Source organism: Psychrobacter sp. APC 3281, assembly GCF_030407815.1.
In the GTDB taxonomy this organism is placed as follows: Bacteria; Pseudomonadota; Gammaproteobacteria; order Pseudomonadales; family Moraxellaceae; genus Psychrobacter.
Genome location: NZ_JASDCS010000005.1, coordinates 1 through 19,646, shown reverse-complemented (window position 1 = coordinate 19,646; position 19,646 = coordinate 1). Strand labels below are relative to the sequence as shown.

Sequence of the window (19,646 nt, the reverse complement as noted above, 5' to 3'; positions counted from 1 at the left end):
TTCCTCGTCTTATGGTTATTATTATTTGACATCTTTATCATCAAGTACGTTTGCATCTGCTTGATCTTCAGCACGGCCTTCATTACTGATTTCATCATCGTCTTCAGCGATAAATTCAGGTACAGGATTTGGATTTACGTTACCTGGCGCTGGTGCATCTGGAGACTGATCATAGTAAGACTGCTGTTGCCATGCAGGTGGATGATCCACATCGATACCTAAGCTTGAAATCGCGTCTTTAACCAAACGCATCTCAACTTCGCCTTCATCGGCTAGACGTTTAAGCGTTGCCACAACGATATGCGCAGCATCAACGTTAAAGAAACTACGTAGGTTTTCGCGCGTATCAGAACGGCCATAACCATCGGTACCCAGAGTCGTATAAGGACGGTTATCTGGTAACCAAGCACGGATTTGCTCTGAATAGTTACGCATATAATCTGTTGCTGCCACTACGATACCTTCGTGCGGTGCTAATTGCTCAGTAACCCAAGGTACTTTCTCTTCGTCCATTGGATGTAGACGATTGTAGTCATCACAAACCATACCGTCACGAGTCAGCTCGTTAAAGCTGGTTACACTCCAGACGTTAGACGTAATATTAAACTCGTCTTTTAGTATCTGTGATGCTTTTTGTACTTCGCGTAAGATAACGCCAGAACCTAATAGCTGTACTTGTGTTGAACCATTGTCTTCAAGTAAGTACATACCACGTTTGATACCTTCCTCGGCACCTTCTGGCATTTCAGGTTGCTCGTAGTTTTCGTTCATCAACGTCAAGTAATAGTAAACGCGCTCGCCTTCACCATACATACGGCGTAAACCGTCATGCATAACCACAGCTAACTCATAACCAAAGCAAGGATCATAGCTGACACAGTTTGGCACGACATTGAACAGAATTTGTGAATGACCATCTTGATGCTGTAAGCCTTCACCATTTAAAGTCGTACGACCCGCAGTGGCACCTAATAAGAAGCCTTGTGCTTGACAGTCACCTGCTGCCCAAGCCAAGTCACCGATGCGCTGGAAACCAAACATTGAGTAATAGATATACATCGGAATCATCGGTAATGCGTTCACAGAGTAACTGGTTGCTAAGGCAATCCAAGTACTCATCGCACCCGCTTCGTTGATACCTTCTTCTAACATATGACCATCGATGGCTTCTTTATAGCCCATCAATGCTTCGCTATCTTCTGGCGTATATTTCTGTCCGACCGCAGAGTAAATACCCAATTGACGGAACATACCTTCTAAACCAAAGGTACGTGCTTCGTCCGGTACGATTGGCACAACGCGATCTTGGATGTCTTTGTTTTTCAGCATCGCTGATAACAAACGCACGAATACCATCGTCGTTGATTGTTCTTTGCCATTACTGCCTTTTAAGACGCGATCAAATATCGACAGCTCAGGGATGTTCAGCGGAATATGACCACTGCGGCGGTTTGGCAAATGACCACCCAATGCTTCACGGCGACCTTTTAGATACTTCATTTCCGCCGAGCCTTCTTCAGGACGGTAGAATGGTAGGGTTTCTAATTGCTCATCGGTAAATGGCAAATCAAAACGATCACGGAAATAAACAAGCGCCTCTTGATCAAGTTTCTTGATTTGATGCGATTTATTGACCGCTTGTGTTGTGCTGGACAAACCATAGCCTTTAACAGTTTTGACCAGTACGACCGTTGGCTGACCTTTGGTTTTCATCGCTTCGCTAAACGCAGCGTACACTTTTTGTGGATCATGACCACCACGGTTTAGGCGTGCAATGTCTTCATCAGTCAATGCATCTGCCATTTCTTTTAATTCAGGATATTTACCAAAGAATTCTGTGCGAGTAAATTCAGGCGTACGCGCTTCATATAGTTGGTACTCACCATCGACCACTTCTTCCATACGATGTTTGAGAACACCAGTATCATCATTGGCAAGCAGGCTATCCCATTTACCACCCCAAATGACTTTAATCACACGCCAGCCAGCACCGCGGAATACCGACTCTAGCTCTTGAATAATTTTGCCATTACCACGTACTGGGCCATCCAGACGCTGTAAGTTACAGTTAACAACCCAAATCAGATTGTCCAACTTCTCACGACCAGCAAGAGAGATTGCACCCAAGCTTTCTGGCTCATCCGTCTCACCATCACCTAAGAATGCCCAAATTTTACGGCCTTCTTTTTCTAACAGTTTGCGGTTTTCCATATAACGATGCACGTGAGCATGGTAGATCGACATGATTGGACCTAGGCCCATTGATACCGTTGGGAACTGCCAATAATCAGGCATTAGGTATGGATGCGGATAGCTTGATAGACCTTTGCCACCGACTTCACGGCGGAAGTTATCGAGCTGATCTTCAGTCAAACGACCTTCTAAATAAGAACGCGCATAGATACCTGGCGCTGAGTGACCTTGATAATAAATCATGTCACCACCGAAGTGATCGCTTGCCGCACGGAAAAAATGGTTAAAACCTGTTTCATAAAGCGTGGCACTAGAGGCAAATGACGCCAAGTGACCACCTAGATCATCGTCGTTTTTATTGGCACGCATGACCATCGCCAAAGCATTGTAACGAATCAACGCACGAATCTTACGCTCCATACCAAGATCGCCTGGATACATTGGCTCGTCTTCAACAGCGATACTATTGATATAGGCGGTATCCAATCTATTAAATGGTAGCCCTTCTTGAACAGCCATATTGTACAAGGCTTTTAGAAGAAACTGAGCGCGATCCTTATCTGCATGTTTGAGAACAGACTCAAAGGCTTGTAACCACTCTTTGGTCTCGGTGCTATCAGCATCCTTGTAATAATTCATTGTTGTCGATCCTTTTATATCAGTCATACCTACCTATCTAGACGGTAGGGCTTTGTTAAATACTGGTGTGAAGTGAGATATCGGTTTACTTATGACTTCCTTGCTATGTCCAAGCATTCCCTTGTTTTATACGATGATGTACAGCTCGATTATACAAAATAGCGCTACTGTGAATTGACGTATGCGTCAAATGGACGCAATTACAAAACAGATCATACTGTTGTCCCTGTATATTCAGTCATAGATGATTTTGACATTCTATTATAAGCGTTTGCGAGGGAATTGTTTATGGCTGTAGAGAAATGGAGAAATAACAAGTATTTTTTAAATAAATAATGATTAGTTGTTAGGTAAATAATTATAGGCTTGCCGTAAACTTAATACGCCATTGGACACATATACGCTATCGATAACACCTCTTAGGCACAGATGCACATAATTCTGGCGTGCCTTACTCTTTCTAATGAAAAAATTTTAAGTGTTTTGTGAAATCCCTATTTAAATATCACTAAGGTGTTGCCATCGGAACCGTGAAAACTACCGACTGTCGTCTATTGGATGCTAATATGTAGTCAATCTGTAATAATATTGTAGGAGAAGTATTTTTTGGTAACGTTTTTTTTCATACTTTTTCACACATTCTAATTATTGGAAATGGTGCCATGCATAAAGCTCAACACTTTTTAGATTTAGTCAGTTCACGTACCTCTGGTAGCTATCTATACCAACTACTGAGCCTGATGGGCTTTGTGATACTGTTATTGGTTAGCAATTTTGCAGTTGCTAACCCTTTTGCTACACCTAATGATTTTAGTGCGGAAAGCTGCCCTTCGGGTCATAAAAAATACAATATCGCAAATAATGCTAGTACAGCTCCAAGTTTATCATCTTGGAAGAGTGGAGAGGAATTACGTACTTTTACCTTTAATGAAAACTCAGGCAGTAAAGTATTTACGATTTCATTTTCAGATATAGAAGATATATATCTTGGTAATGGGCGAAGTAAATCACCCTTTTATGATTCTTTAAATGGTGTTACGTCTTCAGCCATCACCTTATCGCATATTTCTACGACCGTTAAAACCAATCACAGTTTAACAGTTCAAGTAGATCGTTCTGTGAGTAAGATTGGTTACAAAATACAGGACTTAGACTCAACTGGAAGTTCTAACCAAATTCCTTATATAGAAGAAGCTGAAGCATTTAATAACGGTCGGTTAACATATTTTCCTTACTTTCATGAAATTACTAATAATAGTAAAGTGACAGGCCGCGCAGGAAGAAACTGTTCTGTAAATGAATGTAATATTGACGCAACATGGCCCTACAGTACAGCCAATTCTCCTGTAGTTCTCAAGCATCGCAATACTAGAAGTGATAGGGGTCTAACTAGTACACACTCTGTTGGCTATTCAGATTTCTATTTTTGCCTTGCGCCGCCAAAAATTATCGTTAACAAACTATTGGATGGTAGCCGCGTGGACGGTGACGATCAGTTCCGTATCGAACTGCGACGTACGGATAATAATACCTTTGTAGAAGCTTTTACTACGAGCGGGTCTGGTGCAGTAATATCCGACAATACGACCACAGTCACCACACTAACTGAAGGCGTTAACTATACCGTTACTGAACAAACCATTAATGGTAACCTACTTGATTACCAGACCACATATACGTGTTCAAACGCAACGACTGGCACTGATGTGGTCTTTAGCAGTGGTGAGATGGCAGTTAACAATGCTGGTACGCGTCGCACCTTTGCGATAAATAATGTGAGCTATGGTGATGAGATTACGTGTACAATTACTAACACTCCTGCTAGTTATACTTTCTCAGGTTTTGTATTTAATGACAACGGTAATGTTTTAAGTCCATCTAAGGATGATATATCTAGCAAATACCTAAGTAATAGTTTTTATTTCAATGGCAAATACGATTCACCGACTGAATCTGGTATTCCCTTTACTACGGGTCATACCGTTACTCTAAATAAATGTACAACTGATAGTGGTACGTTCTCACCTCAGACGGTAAACATTGGTAATGATGGAACCTATAGTTTTAGCTTGACGGCAGCACAAGTAGGTAGTTATACAAGGCTTTGCGTTACTCAAAATGAGCCTAGCAATTATACATATTCTGTAGATACTACGAGCAATGTCCTACAAATAGACATTACTAACAGTAAATACAACTACCCTAGCAATAATTTCGGTGATGTTGTTCAAGAAAATTCTGCGTTGGTATTAATCAAAAGTCAGTATGTCCATGACTGTAGCCTAAACAACCTTGCCACAATTGGTGTTAATTATGACGGTAGTGCTAGTAGTGCGTATAGTACAAAACCAATATCTGACATTATCCCTGGACAATGTATCGCTTATAGAATTGAAGCTATAAATCGTGGTAACGTTTCCCTAGCAGATATTATTATCAAAGATACACTACAGAGTAGAAATGACTCTAATAATTCGTCGATTACCTCCACCTTAGTCAATCCAACACCTATTGGTGAGAATAGTGGCACTCCATCATTTGCAACAAATTCGGTATCTATTGGCAACAACGGTACAGTTACCACCAATACTTTTTCTTTAGGTGCTACCACCGCCACTCGCCGTCAGGCTATTCGTTTTAATACTAAATATGGTACTACCATTAGCAACTAAACACCTGTTTATCAAATCACTGAGCATTTAATCAAGCCCTGTCTAGCCAGACAAGGCTTTTACCGTTTGTATGCTCCAAAATGCCAGTTATCATTCTTGTTATGATTAATTGTATTAATTATGTGAAAATAGAAAAAAGGGAGATAGATGCCTTTTAAATGACGAATGATATTAGATTACTAGTTTCTCTACCATAATATACGACGTTCGCTTTTTACTGATAGTCATGTTCTAAGAAAGGATTTTATATGAAACGTTTTAACTTCTTACATAATGTCATGCTAGCAACCTTTGCCTCCACTTGTTTGCTAGGTACTGCTCATGCTGACGACGCTCTAAAAATGGAACTGACTGCTAATCAGGTCATTAAGAATGCGGACGGCAAAACAGTATATTCACCAGTACGTACAGCACCAGCTGGTACTGTCATTCAATACAAAGCAACTTATACCAATACCATCAATAAAGACATTAATGATCTGATGGTGACATTGCCTATCCCTGCAAACATGACATTTACTGGTGAGGCAAATCCTGCCAGCGCACAAGCCAGCACTGATGGTAAGAACTATGCTGATATGCCGCTAATGCGCAAAGTCGATGGCAAAATGGTTAAAATTCCGTATTCTGAATACCGTACCTTACGCTGGAATATCAAGTTGTTGCCAGCTAAAAAATCAGCTGCTGTGGCTTTAAACACTACTGTTAACTAATTAACAGAAGATTAAACCTTTATTTTTCACCCTTCCATTATTAATTCGGCCTTTTACCATCCATTTTGGAGTACTACATGAAATCAAATACTTTTAACTATAGCTTGCTTGCTGTCGGTATTGCCGCAGTAATGGGTATCTCTGGTGGTGCTAATGCAGCTACTCCTAATACTACTGGTGGTGTTAGTGCAGGTGCTGCTGCCATCAATAACGTTGCAACCGCAAACTACAGTGTTGCTGGTATCGCTCAGCCAAACGTGACGTCAAACATCGTGACTGTCAATGTTAGCGAAACGGCTAACTTTGCACTCACGTCGACTGTTGATGATGGCAGCATTGGTGACGATATTGCTATCAATCAGACTGCTACGCCAGGTGGTACGACTACCTTTACTCATAATTTAACCAACACGGGTAACGTGACGGATACTTATACCATTAATACCACAGGTAATGACTCAGCACTAGTAACGGCTAATCCAGACTATGCTTTAGGTACTGCGCCTGTTACGTTTACTATTGTACAAGCAGATGGTACTCCTTTAACTTCTACTCAAGTAGCCGCTTTAAATGGTCAAGCACAGACAGGTACCATAGCTAATGGTGGTACTATTAGACTACAGCCAGGTACTAGAGCTAACTTAAGCTACGAAGCAACTACGCCAGACGCTCGTAATGGTAATGACAAAGGTGTAGGTACATTAACAGCAACCAGTACTTTCTTTACTGCTAATCTTCCAGCAAATGCGACATTGGTGAATGAAAACCAAACTATCGTGAGATTGCCTACCTTCAAAATTGTAAAAACAGCGACGAGTACTGTCGATTTGACAGTAGCTAATCCGCAGATCAACTATAGTATCGTAGTGACTAACGCTACTACTGACTATAGTGCTGCTGCGACTGATATTGTCATCAGGGATGTCCTTCCTGCAGGTTTAAGTTTGCCTAATGGCGCAGCATCAGACGTGACCGTAACTGGTGCTGGTACCGCTACGATTTCTACTGTTGGTACTCGACAAGCTATTAATGTTGCCGTAGCAAACTTAGCTGTTGGCGCAAGTCGCACGATTACTTTCACAGTTAATGTCGATAGAGATCAGTATACAGCTGCTAATAGTTCAGTAACTAACCACGCAGAAGTCTACGATAAGTTCGTCGGTCCGGTTAGCCCGTTAATTGCTGCTCCTGTACTTGGTACTGACTATGATATTTTTGATAGTACAGATGGCACTATAGGTGTTACTAGAATACCTGATGATGCGGGTGAAGGTAACGGCGATGGTATAGATACTCCTGGTGTGACTAACTTCACCAGACGATCGGTTATAGTGAGCAATCCAACGACTAGAGAAATTGCCCCTGCCTCAGGTACTGATGGTCAAGTCACACAGAAGACTACTATTATTAACAGCGGTCAGGATGCTGAAGGTACTAATACCAATCCATTGACTTTCACTATTGCTGATGGTGGCAATAATGCGGCTGTCAGACCGGTTACTGGTCCTATCAGTGTTACTTATACACCGCCTAATGGTGGAGCTCCAGTTACTATAACGCTACAACCTACCGTTGCTGGTGGTAATACATATACTCTTAATAGCACTACACTACCAACCGCTCAATTTCCAAATGGTATTGCACCTGGTGGCACATTAGCGATCAACTACAATGTCTCTTCAGGTAATGTCACTACTCCTGCAACTGCTGCTGATGCGGCGGCTGTTGGTAGCACTGAAACGACTATCGTAACTTTGACCCCAGCTGGTGTTGGTGCGCCTGCTGCTACTTCAGTGACTGATACGACTAATGTCAGAGGCTTATCTTTAGTGAAGTCTCAATCACTAGATACTGCTTGTGAAGCTACCGTTGCTGCAAGTACCTTTGTTCAAACTGTGCTCAATGCAACCCCTGATCAATGTGTTATCTATCGTATTCAGGCGACTAACACTTCTTCAGCAGCATTAGGTTTTAATCTTACTGGTGTAACGATTTCGGATTTGTTGTCTAACTTTTCAGCTGGTGCGGATTTAGTAGCTAATTCACCTGCTACTTCTGCTACTACGTCATCTACTGCAGGCACAGCTAGTACTACCAGTACTGCGGTTCTTGGTACTAACTATACATTAGTTCCTGGTGGCGTTGGCACCTTGACCTTTAAGATCAAAATCAAAAACGCTCGTTAATTTATATTTAATATTGCAAAGTCTATAAGCTTCACAAGACGCTTATAGACTAACGCTCCAGCTTGACCTAATCGATTTTGATTAGCCAAGCTGGAGAGTTACTACTCTACCCCTTTATATTTTATTGGATAAGCGACATATGACTAAATCTTTAATGACACTGTCTAATCGTGCTACGTTGCATACAGCGAAGATCTCTGCGCTGTCATTTGCAATGTTGCTTATGCAATCAAATACCGCATCTGCTGCAACTGATACATTGGTACAGCTGATCAGCAATACTGCTCAAGCCAGCTACAACGTTGGCAGTGAGACCAGCACGACTATCAGTACTGACTCAAACCAAGTACAAGTAAAAGCCTCAAATTTACCTGAATATGGTATCAGTTTGACTCAGCATGCTTTACGTACAGTCATGCCTAATACACAGGTAAGTTGGGTCAACGTACTGAGCAACACAAGCTATAGCGATCAGACTGTCGAGCTGACACTTGCTATATCACCAACTGTTTCTAATTTAAAGGTCTATCAAGACCTTAATAATAATGAAAAGGTTGATTCAGCAGACAGACAAATCATGCTCGATAACTTGAGCGCTCAGATCAAGCTTGGTCAGAGCGAAAGTATTCAACTTATCGTACAGGCTCTATCAGATGCCGAGGGTGAAGATGGCGATACCGCTGATGTAAAGATTGGCGCTATCATACTAGAAGATCCATCAATAGCAGGTGTCGAAGCAATTGACAGACTGGTTATTGTTGAACCTAAAATCAACTTTACTACCTCTCAACTTGACAGTACTAAAACCACCTCGCAAATCGGTGACAACGTTTATATTGATGCCAGTTACGCACAGTGTAACGTCAATCCTAATGAGCCTGATGAAGTTTGGATTACCATTAAATCCTCTAATCGACCTACTGGTAGTGGTGATAGTTACACCCTAAAAGCGATAGAGACTGGTAACAATACTGGTAAATACCGCCTGTCTGCTCCGACACAAAACAATGCCAACGCCATCAATGATGATATTATTCAAACCTTAAAAGGTGATGCTTTAATCGCCACATTGGATGCTTGCGTTGATCCGACAGCTGATAGTATTAGCAGCAACCTCAGCAGTAATATTGCCATCATAGACAATTCATCTGCTTTAAAAGTAGAAAAGGAAGGCGATGTAAAGACCGCAGAGTTTGGCGATTATGTCAATTACACTATCAAAGTCACCAATGATGGTAAATTCCCAGCCTACAATGTTGAGTTGAAAGATGCGCTGCCACGTGGCTTTGATTATGTCGATAATAGTGTGCGCGTTAGCCCAACTTCTGATATCACTATCAACCAAACGCAAACGACTGAGTTCAAAGCGGACGGTAAATACCAAGTACTCAACTTGGGCACGCTCACTGCAGGCGAAACCAAAAATATTACTTACCGTGTCCTTATCGGATCAACAGCGTTAGGGGGCGATGGTATCAATCGCGCGACTGCATACGGTCGTGATGACAGCAACAATACATTGACATCAAGAGAAGCGCAGTGGCCTGTCGAAGTAAGCCGCGGCGTGATGAATACCGATGGTATTATCGTAGGTAAGGTCTATCACGATATCAACCGCGATGGTATTCAGCAAAAAGAAGATGGCGAGCTGGGTGTCGCTGGTGTACGTATCTATATGGAGAACGGCAACTTCATCGTGACTGATCCTGAAGGTAAATATAACTTCTATGGTATCAGTGCAAAAACACACGTACTAAAGGTCGATCGTACTACCATTCCTAGAGAAACTGAACTGGTCACTCAAAGCAATCGCAATGCTGGTGATGCCGGTAGTCGTTTTGTTGATTTGAAATACGGTGAACTGCATCGTGCGGATTTTGCAATCGTTGGTGGCATGGCAGATAGCACTGAGCGCTTGAACACCGAACTGGTCGCTCGTAGCAAGCGTATCAGTGCAAAAAACGACACACTTGAGCAAGCGGTGAAGTCTGAGCTGACATTAGAGCCTGATTATGATACCGACACGACCGACAATGTAAATGCTAGTGGCTGTAACATCAATGGTGACTTAGACCTTGGTAATAACTGTGATTCGGCTATCGTTAATGAAATGGTCAATCCAGTAGATAGCCGTGTTAATATGACGGTAACCACTGTTGCTCCACCAGTAGAAAAAGAGCTCGAAGAATACTTAAAAGAAGTGGCGAGTAACGATGTTGCCTTCATTAACCTAAACGAAGGTCAGCAGCTTAGCACTTATAAACAAATGGTACAGGTTCAGGCACCGCTTGGGTCTGTGTTCACACTATATGCCAACGGCAAAGCTGTATCAGAACAAAAAATAGGTAAAACTGCTGAGCAAGAAAAACAGAATGTAACGGCTTTCGATTACTATGCTGTTGATTTACAGCGCGGCAAGAACACCTTACGCGGTGTTGCGACTGATATAAATGGTCAGATCATCTCTGAGCAGACGATTAAGGTACTAACTCCTGATAGCCTAGAAGCTATCGACTACCGTACTCAAGCACAGTTAGTTCCAGCTGATGGCATTAGTGAATACCAAGTCGTCATCAGCCTAAAAGATCGCGATAATCGCCCTTATATTGGTACTACTTCTCTTACGCTTGATACTAATATCGGTCGTATCAATTTGGAAGACAGCAGCAAAGATCAAGCTGGCACCCAAGTGACTGTATCAGGTGGTGAGCTGTTAATACCCGTAACTGCACCTAGCGTACCAGGTAAGGGCGAGCTAGTAATTGACACTGGTAGTAGCAAACAAATCATTCCGTTACAGTTCACCGCTCAACTACGTCCACTACTTGCTGTTGGTATTGTAGAAGGCGCTATTTCACTAAAAGACTTTGATGGTAGCAGCATTACTGATGCTCAAGGTGCATTTGAGCAAGAGCTAAATGACTTTGCTGGTAACGATGATTACACAGCTTCTGGTCGTGCTGCGATGTTCCTCAAAGGAAAAGTACGCGGCGACTATCTGCTTACGCTTGCGTATGATAGTGATAAAAAAGGCGAGCGTTTGTTCCGTGATATCGATCCGGGCGAATACTATCCTGTCTATGGCGATTCATCAGCCAAAGGCTTCGATGCGCAGTCTACTAGCAAGCTTTACGTGCGCCTTGATAAAGGTCGCTCGTTCGCTATGTATGGTGATTTAAAAACGCAAATTGACAATGATGAAGGCATTGAGCTTGGTCAATACAACCGTACATTAACTGGTCTAAAAGCTCAATTTGAAGATAGCAACACTCGTGTTACTGCCTTTTTAGCAGAGACCAGTACTAGCCAACGTGTAAATGAGACTCGCGGTTTGGGCATTTCAGGCCCATATCCATTGGCTGAGAACTTCGATGCGGTATTAGAAAACTCTGAAACGGTTGAAGTTATTACTCGTGACGCCAACAACCCTGGGCTTATTATCAATCGTGAGACGCTTACTCGCTTTGCTGATTATGAGATTGACCCTATCAGCCGTAGCTTATTCTTGACGGCACCGATTGCTAGTCAAGACATCGAGGGCAATCCTATCTATATCCGTGTCACTGTAGAAGTTGATGAAGGTGGTGAAGATTATTTGGTCGGTGGTATTGCAGCGAAGCAGCAACTAACGAATAAAGTCGCCATCGGTGGTAGCTATGTGAATAGCGATGACCCATTGAACAAAGAAGAGTTGGCTAGTGTCAATAGTGTTGTTAAATTCAATGACAAGCTAAAGCTGGTCGCTGAATATGCGATGAACAAAGCTGAGAATCCAAATTTTCAGTCAAGCAATCAAATTAACGCGACAGAACTGACTGATAGTAATGTTGAAGGCAACGCACTACGTATTGAGCTTGATTTTGATAATAAGAAAAATACGCGAGCTAAAGCTTATTATAATGATGCTGACGAAGGTTTTGTCACTGGTGCATCACCACTTACTGCTGGACGTACTGAGTCTGGTGTAGAGGTTACTCATACTCTAAATGATAAGCAGACTGCTCTTAAGTTAGAAGGCGTACGCACAGAAGAGCATACTACTGACGCTAGCCGCGAAGGCGTGCAAGCAAGCGTTGAGCATCGTTTAAGCGAGAACATCGTTGGTGAAATTGGGGTTCGTTATTACAAACAAGACGCGACTGCTGCCTCACGTAATACTCAAGCCGCGACAGACGTTGTAGATATTACAGACGACACTCTGTTTAATGATGACATAATCAATCAGTCAGCGTTAAGCAGCGTTAGTAACGCTGAAGAAGATATTGAAGGTACGACTGTTCGTGCTCGTATTACCTCTCGTCTACCTAAGTTGAATAACAGCTTGGTATTTGCAGAGTATGAGCAAGATATCGAAAATAGCTCACGTAATGCAACTTCTATCGGCGGTGAGACACCGCTCGGAAATCTAGGTCGACTATACGCACGTCATGATTTGATTAATAGCCTATCTGGTACTTATGGTCTTGATGATACAGATGAGCGTCAACGTACTGTTTTTGGTTTTGACGCGACTTACATGAAAGATGGTAAGGTTTATAGCGAATACCGCATGCGCGATGCCATTAGTGCACGTGAGGCAGAAGCAGGTATTGGTCTAAAAAACAAGTGGTATGTTCAAGAAGGGCTAACTTTAAATACTTTATTTGAGCGTGTCGAATCTCTCGAAGGTGAAGAAAGTAACACTGCAACAGCGGCAGGTATCGGTGTTGAATATCTTGCTAAAGAGAATTATAAAGCATCAGGACGTTTTGAAAAACGTTGGGGTGAAACAAGTGATACGCTACTTGGTAGCGCTGGTATCGCCTATCGCTATACCGATGAGGTTACCTTCTTAGCCAAAGACATCTATTCACGCACTGACTATAGTGATGGCGATCGCACTATCAATCGTTTTCAGCTAGGTGCTGCGTATCGTGACTACGATAGCAATCAGTTAGATATGCTTGCAAAATTCGAATATCGTTTGGATGATAATAATACTGGCGATGATGCTTACCAAAAAGACACTATGGTTTGGTCATGGAATGGTAATTACCATCCTACGCGTCCGTTGACGTTGTCTGGACGTTATGCTGGTAAGTATACAGAATACGAAGCAGATAGCTTAACCAGCGATAACACGGCTCATGCTGTTTATGGCCGCGGTCTTTATGATATCAGTGAGCGTTGGGATATTGGTTTACAAGCAGGTACTTACTGGAATAATCAGGCAAATGACTTAGCTTATATGCTTGGTGCAGAAGTGGGTTATAGCCCAATGACCAACCTTTGGTTATCACTTGGTTATAACTTCATGGGCTTTGAAGATGAAGATATTGCTTATGATGACAGTACTCAGCAAGGTGCTTACTTTAGATTGCGCTTTAAGTTTGATGAAGACTTATTTAAACGTGAAGACCCACGTAAGAACCAACGTCTGAGCAGCAATTCTGCATTTTAATTGTTTGATACTAATGATACTGTCGTAAGTACAACCTTATAACAGTATCATGATTATCTTATGATGAATTATTTTGTCATTCAATAAACAACTAAGTCAGCCCTAGTAATGGTAAATAATACCAACGTTTATTACCTTAACATAAGGTTTACACCATGTTTGATTCAGCCATCAAAGCAGCACCTTTCAAGCGCTCAGTATGCGTTACACTATCAGCTTTATTTTCGTTAACCTTTATGCAGCCAGCTTTAGCTAAGAGTGAGACTGTCCAAGTAGCTAACTCAACTAGCATGGGTGAATATTGCCGCGATGATAGTCAGACTCAAACACGCTCTTATAGATATCAAAGCGAACAGCAGCGCCTATTAAATTGTATGGTAACGCAGTTAAAACCTTATCAACAAAAAGACAAGACAGTAGCTCAACAGTATTTCGCATATAAAGCGCAAGCGTGGTTGAACTATGCTATTCATCAAAACAGTATGAATAGCCGCTCATCTGCTGGTCAAGTTGCGTTAGAAATGGCAGAGCCTATATTGCAAGCGCTAGATAATGACACGGTACAAGACTTGGGCTTGCATCAAGATATTCCGTCTACCTCTGCTCTAATGCGTCCTGATCTATGGGCAACTTTAAGCGCGCTTAAAGACGGTGATGGCATAGCGTCAGCACCACGTGAGATGGCTTTTAGTGAAGTGGCTTTGATTTGGGCTGCGACCAATCAATGCGCGCGAGGCTGGCGCGAATCTGGCATGCATTTTCGCATGGCTGATCGCTGGCTTGAGCAGGCCCGCGAAGCTTACGTCAATGCCAATGACTCACAGACCAATGTAGCACTAGAGAAGTCAATAGTCAGTTACCATAAGCAGTACTCACCTTTAGACGCGAGCGATGATACTTGCCGTGGACAAGATTTGACATCTAACCGTTAAAATAGTCGCTGTTTTATTGGAGATATTAATCTTTATTACTTCCAATCCTATACTAAAAATTAAACATAAAAAAGCCGACATATTTGTCGGCTTTTTTATGTTTAAAGTAAGCTCAATTATCGGTTTTTACGTGGCAACTTTTCTGGTAGGTAACAACGTAAATAAGCAATAAATGCTGTATTTGCTTCTTGGATATACTCTTCAGTGATGCCCTGATGACGGCGATAAGACAACGTAAAGATAGCATTTACGATGCTATAAGCAATCAACAAGGTATCTTGGATATCATGAAAGTTTGGCATCTCATAACGCTCTGACAAACGCTTATAGACCAGATCAACAATTTGATGATCCATATCTTCACCAAAGCTGTCACCTTCAAAATCAGGTGTATTGGTGTCATATATAAGCTTGGCTTTTGTCTCATCGTTATGGAATATCGTAATACAACGATCGATAAGCGCCGTTAGATACCCTTGCCATCTGTCATAGTTGCCAATATCGACCGTCTCTACCATCTCTAATATTTCAATCGCATTCAAAAAACGCAATGCTAAAAATATTGCTTCAATATTAGGGAAAAAATGGTAAGCAGACGCTCTTGGTATGCCTGCTTCTTCACACACAGCTGCTAACGTAATATCGTTAATAGCATGCGTTTCGCTCAATTTTTTGGCACCAGCCAATAGTTTTTGACGACGTGCACGGCCTTGCTGGCTAGTAAACTTAAACTTATTAGGTACAAGCTTCTTTGCCAATTCCGAATCTACCAACACATCTTCAATCTTTTCGTCTTTGTTATCACTCATTGTGAATCTCTTAATGTTGCGCCCTATTTTATAAATATAATCTTCATTGAATAGTATTTATCCTCAGATAAAGGATGGTTGACTGTTGGCTAAAATACAAAGCCTATATGGTCACTACTATGTTCAATGTAGAGGCATCATAAACGCTTGCACATTATCAAGCAAGGGACATGAATAGGTTGAAAAATAATACTACGATCAGCAATTTAATAGAGCTAACCGTCTAATTTTATAAAGTTAATCTTTGAGTTTTATTTTCGCCCTTATAATACCATGATCAGTGACTCTATCGGCATAGTCCCACTTCAAATGATCATTAAAATAATCAACTCGTTCGACATAACCGAGCGAAAATTTACTATCGGGCAAAAACTCTTCTGAGACAAATAACTGGTCGATAACTTCTGGCATACCTTGATATATATGGGTATAGGCAACATCCTTCATCCAGCCATATCGTGCTTGAATACGAGCAGCATCAAAAAGTGCAACATCACGCATACTTTTATCGTAATTGACTTCCCCAGTTTCTGTCATCAACTGAGTAGTCACGCTACCTGTGACATCATTCATATCACCCAATAGAATCAATGGTTCACGGGTATGTTGCAATCGCTCTATGACAGACATACGGATAGAGGCCGCTTCTGCCGCGCGCATACATAAACTACGAAGCTTAGCGCGAACTCGAATATTTGGATCGTCCATGTCTTCTAATAGGTCACCATTTTCATCACGTAAGAAAAAAGCACGTTTGCTTTTTAGATGCGCTGTAATAATTGTAATGGGCTGCCCGTACGCGTCAACACGTAGCACTAATGGAGGACGGTTGAAGCGTTGATAAGGACCGATATCAGGTACATCAATAATGGCTTTTGGTGCTATATCTTTTAGCAAACTGGTTTCTAACTGCTCAAATCGGCTGATAATACCGACAGCAGGTGTATTCTGTGCACCCATGCCTTTGGTGTATATACTGGCGCTATCATTACTAGCAAGTGGAATGACCGCATGCTCGGGCTTGAAACCTAGTGAAACAGCCAGCGCTTCTAATGCATCACTATCCCAAACCTCTTGTACTGCGATAATGTCAGCATGCGCTTTAGCCAATAAATCTGTAAGACCTCGCAGCTTATGTTCATAGGCTTTATCGTTATAAGCTGGCGCATTTTCATAATAAGTTCGATTAGGGTTCGCAAAGTTCAGCAAGTTTGCCGTTGCGATATAAAACTGTTTATTGCCTTCAGTGTTATTACTCATATATTCCCCATCGTTCTCATTATTATAGTACATAATATTCACGTATGTGTATACGCTGCAAATTTTATGCCTAAAAAAACTCCCAAAGTTAAGCCTTGGAAGTTTTAAAATAACATATATGTAGATAGGTAACTCTATTAATAGAGCCGAGAAAACAATCGAGCTGTATTGTGCAATAAAATAGTAATCTCATATACTAGCCAATTACTAATCCGCACGTTTACTAGGATATCTAACATACAGCTCCATGTACTACCTATCGTTTATTATGATACACGGTGCCATGCATCACGCGATGCTTTACGTGCTTCATTCCATTCCAAACGAGACTCACCCTTCACTTCGTGCCATGAGCGCTCTAAATCTGCCTCATGATCTTCAAAACGTGCATCTACTGGATAACGAGCACGGTTTGCGTAACCTACTGCATAAGCTGGGTGCATATCGCGATCGAAGTCATACCCTTCTTTAAAGTAATCGGCGTTCGCGTATTCTGCACGCCAGTACGCTTCTTCGTGAGTTGGATCAATGGCTTCAGCTGCTGCATGACCTGCGCCGCCACCAACGATAGCACCGATAGCACCACCAATTAGCGTACCTAGTGGACCTGCCATTGTGCCGATAGCTGCACCTGCTGCTGCACCGCCTACACCGCCGATACCTGTACCTACTGGATGCGAGCCTGGCTCACCGGTAATAATGTCTGCGTTTAAATCTTCTTTTGTCTCTTTTGACATATGTTTTACTTCACTGCGATCGATAGCATCATGGTTACTCATAGTATTGTCCTTAAATTATTTATTATTTATTATTTATTGAATTATTTATCTGCTAAAAACTAGCGGTCTTACTAAATCCAATTGAAGTATAAAAATTTATAGGTAAAGACAGATAGGCCGATTTTGTAAACTGTGTCCGTATTGCGATTATCTTGCGTTACAGCCTGTATCTTTATCACACTTGTGTACGGCAGCCTCATACTTTGAGTAATTATAAATGTACGATCACAATAAATTTACTAAGTAAATCAATCTTATAACGGCATCAGGGACCTTTTGATAGCCTGTTGCCATTTAACAAGATGTCGCTCACGAGTATCAGTCGACATACTTGGTTCAAACACGCGATCTACCTGCCATGAAGCTTTCATGGTCGATTCGTCATATAGCCCAGTTTTCAGTCCTGCGAGGAGTGCTGCGCCCTTTGCCGTAATCTCTGTATCTCTAGGACGTAATACTGGAACACCTAACAAATCTGCTTGGAACTGCATGAGTAAATCATTATTTGCAGCGCCGCCATCTACTCTCAGCTCAGTCAAAGGATGAGGGCTGTCCTTTTGCATAGCGATAAGCACATCATAGGTTTGATAAGCAACGGCCTCCAATGCAGCGCGTGCAATATGAGCTTTGGTAGTACCGCGGCTCATGCCAGTGATGCTAGCACTGATATCAGAGCGCCAGTAAGGCGCGCCCAATCCAGTAAAAGCAGGTAATAGAACAACATCTTCGCTACTGTCTACTTGACGGGCTAAGTCTTCGACGTCACTACTCTGCTGAATCATACCCAAATTATCACGCAGCCATTGAACGATAGCCCCTGCCATAAAGACACTGCCCTCTAGGGCATAAGTGACTTCCTTTTTAGGTGGCTGTAGCATGCGTTTGCCTGACTGTACGATTTGGTCAAATGATAAATTGTCCGGACGAATTGGTGACGTTTTACGTTGCCACGCGATGGTGGTTAGCAGCTTATGCTCACTCAGTTTTGGCTGTTGGCCAATATTCATTAGCATAAAACAGCCTGTACCATAAGTGTTTTTGGCCATACCTGCATCAAGGCAACCTTGTCCAAAGAGCGCTGCTTGCTGATCACCCAATACTGCTTGAATGGGTATTTGCTTTGCAAACAGACCTTTTTTGGTTTTGCCAAAATCACCGTCGGACGATAGTACTTTAGGCAATATATGCATAGGTATAGCAAATCGGTCACAGAGTGTCTCTGACCATGCCAGCTTATGGATATCGAATAACAATGTACGAGAAGCATTGGTCACATCGATGACATGCTCCCCGCCTGTGAGCTTATAAATCAGCCAACTATCAATCGTGCCAACCGCTATCTCCCCTCTGCTGGCTCGTACACTCAGCTTCGGGTTGTTTTCGAGCAACCAAGCAATCTTACTGGCACTAAAATACGGGTCTAAACGCAGACCTGTAATACGCTGAACCTCATGTGCCATGTTGACGCTCTCAATGTCCTGATGCACAGGGTCATTCATACTATTGCTAGCGCTTTCAGCAGCAAGCGTCTTACAGTAATTTGCGGTACGCCTGTCTTGCCAAATGATGGCAGGAGCCAGTGGCTTGCCAGTTTGCTTATCCCACATCACAATCGACTCACGCTGATTGGTAATCGCGATACTGGTAACGTCAGTGGCAAGCAGCCCTGCCCGATTAATAACATCATGTGCACAACTAATCTGAGTTTGCCAAATCTGCTGTGCATCTTGTTCAACGAATCCAGCTCTTGGCGTTTGCAGCGTCGTTGGCTGTTGTACCATTTTGATAGGACGCGCATGATCATCGTACAATATCGCTCGACTTGACGTGGTCCCTTGATCCAACGCTAAAATATACCCTGCCATGACACACCCTCTACTAATATTATTTATTCTACTTAATAGCCATTTAGTGACTATTCATTGACTGCTACTTATTAATTGCTACTGATTGACTGATTGATTGACTGATTGACTGATTGATTGACTGATTGACTGATTGACTGATTGACTGATTGACTGAT

10 protein-coding genes are annotated in these 19,646 nt (G+C 42.1%); 5 read left to right on the top strand and 5 right to left on the bottom strand.

The window, feature by feature from the left end:
* Positions 1 to 21: 21 nt before the first annotated feature.
* Positions 22 to 2,832, bottom strand: coding sequence for a pyruvate dehydrogenase (acetyl-transferring), homodimeric type (gene aceE / locus QL886_RS04500; RefSeq protein WP_290177773.1), 2,811 nt, complete (start codon positions 2,830 to 2,832; stop codon positions 22 to 24).
* Positions 2,833 to 3,494: 662 nt separating this feature from the next.
* Between aceE and QL886_RS04495 the strand changes: the two genes are divergently transcribed.
* From QL886_RS04495 to QL886_RS04475, 5 genes are all read left to right on the top strand, one after another.
* Positions 3,495 to 5,504 carry a hypothetical protein gene (locus QL886_RS04495; RefSeq protein WP_290177772.1) on the top strand — a complete coding sequence of 670 codons (2,010 nt, stop codon included), beginning with the start codon at positions 3,495 to 3,497 and terminating at the stop codon, positions 5,502 to 5,504.
* Between the two features lie 248 nt (positions 5,505 to 5,752).
* On the top strand, positions 5,753 to 6,217 hold the full coding sequence (locus QL886_RS04490) for a hypothetical protein (protein ID WP_114700939.1): 465 nt from the start codon (positions 5,753 to 5,755) through the stop codon (positions 6,215 to 6,217).
* A 77-nt stretch (positions 6,218 to 6,294) separates the two neighbouring features.
* Positions 6,295 to 8,403 carry a hypothetical protein gene (locus tag QL886_RS04485; RefSeq protein ID WP_290177771.1) on the top strand — a complete coding sequence of 703 codons (2,109 nt, stop codon included), beginning with the start codon at positions 6,295 to 6,297 and terminating at the stop codon, positions 8,401 to 8,403.
* Between the two features lie 139 nt (positions 8,404 to 8,542).
* The gene (locus tag QL886_RS04480) at positions 8,543 to 13,843 is read left to right on the top strand and encodes a hypothetical protein (protein WP_290177770.1); all 5,301 of its coding nucleotides are present in this window, start codon (positions 8,543 to 8,545) and stop codon (positions 13,841 to 13,843) included.
* 155 nt (positions 13,844 to 13,998) lie between these two features.
* Complete coding sequence (locus QL886_RS04475) at positions 13,999 to 14,775, top strand: hypothetical protein (protein WP_290177769.1); 777 nt, start codon at positions 13,999 to 14,001, stop codon at positions 14,773 to 14,775.
* 116 nt (positions 14,776 to 14,891) lie between these two features.
* Here the strand turns inward: QL886_RS04475 and QL886_RS04470 are convergent, their stop codons facing one another.
* From QL886_RS04470 to glpK, 4 genes are all read right to left on the bottom strand, one after another.
* Positions 14,892 to 15,584: a TetR/AcrR family transcriptional regulator gene (locus QL886_RS04470; protein ID WP_165597175.1), complete on the bottom strand. Its 693-nt coding sequence runs from the start codon at positions 15,582 to 15,584 to the stop codon at positions 14,892 to 14,894.
* A gap of 237 nt (positions 15,585 to 15,821) precedes the next feature.
* Positions 15,822 to 16,844 (bottom strand): endonuclease/exonuclease/phosphatase family protein, encoded by a 1,023-nt coding sequence (locus QL886_RS04465; RefSeq protein ID WP_290177768.1) that lies wholly within the window; start codon positions 16,842 to 16,844, stop codon positions 15,822 to 15,824.
* Positions 16,845 to 17,110: 266 nt separating this feature from the next.
* Positions 17,111 to 17,623 (bottom strand): hypothetical protein, encoded by a 513-nt coding sequence (locus QL886_RS04460; RefSeq protein WP_290177767.1) that lies wholly within the window; start codon positions 17,621 to 17,623, stop codon positions 17,111 to 17,113.
* Between the two features lie 254 nt (positions 17,624 to 17,877).
* Entirely contained in the window at positions 17,878 to 19,488 is a 1,611-nt protein-coding gene (glpK, locus tag QL886_RS04455) for a glycerol kinase GlpK (protein WP_290177766.1), read from the bottom strand.
* Positions 19,489 to 19,646: the final 158 nt, after the last annotated feature.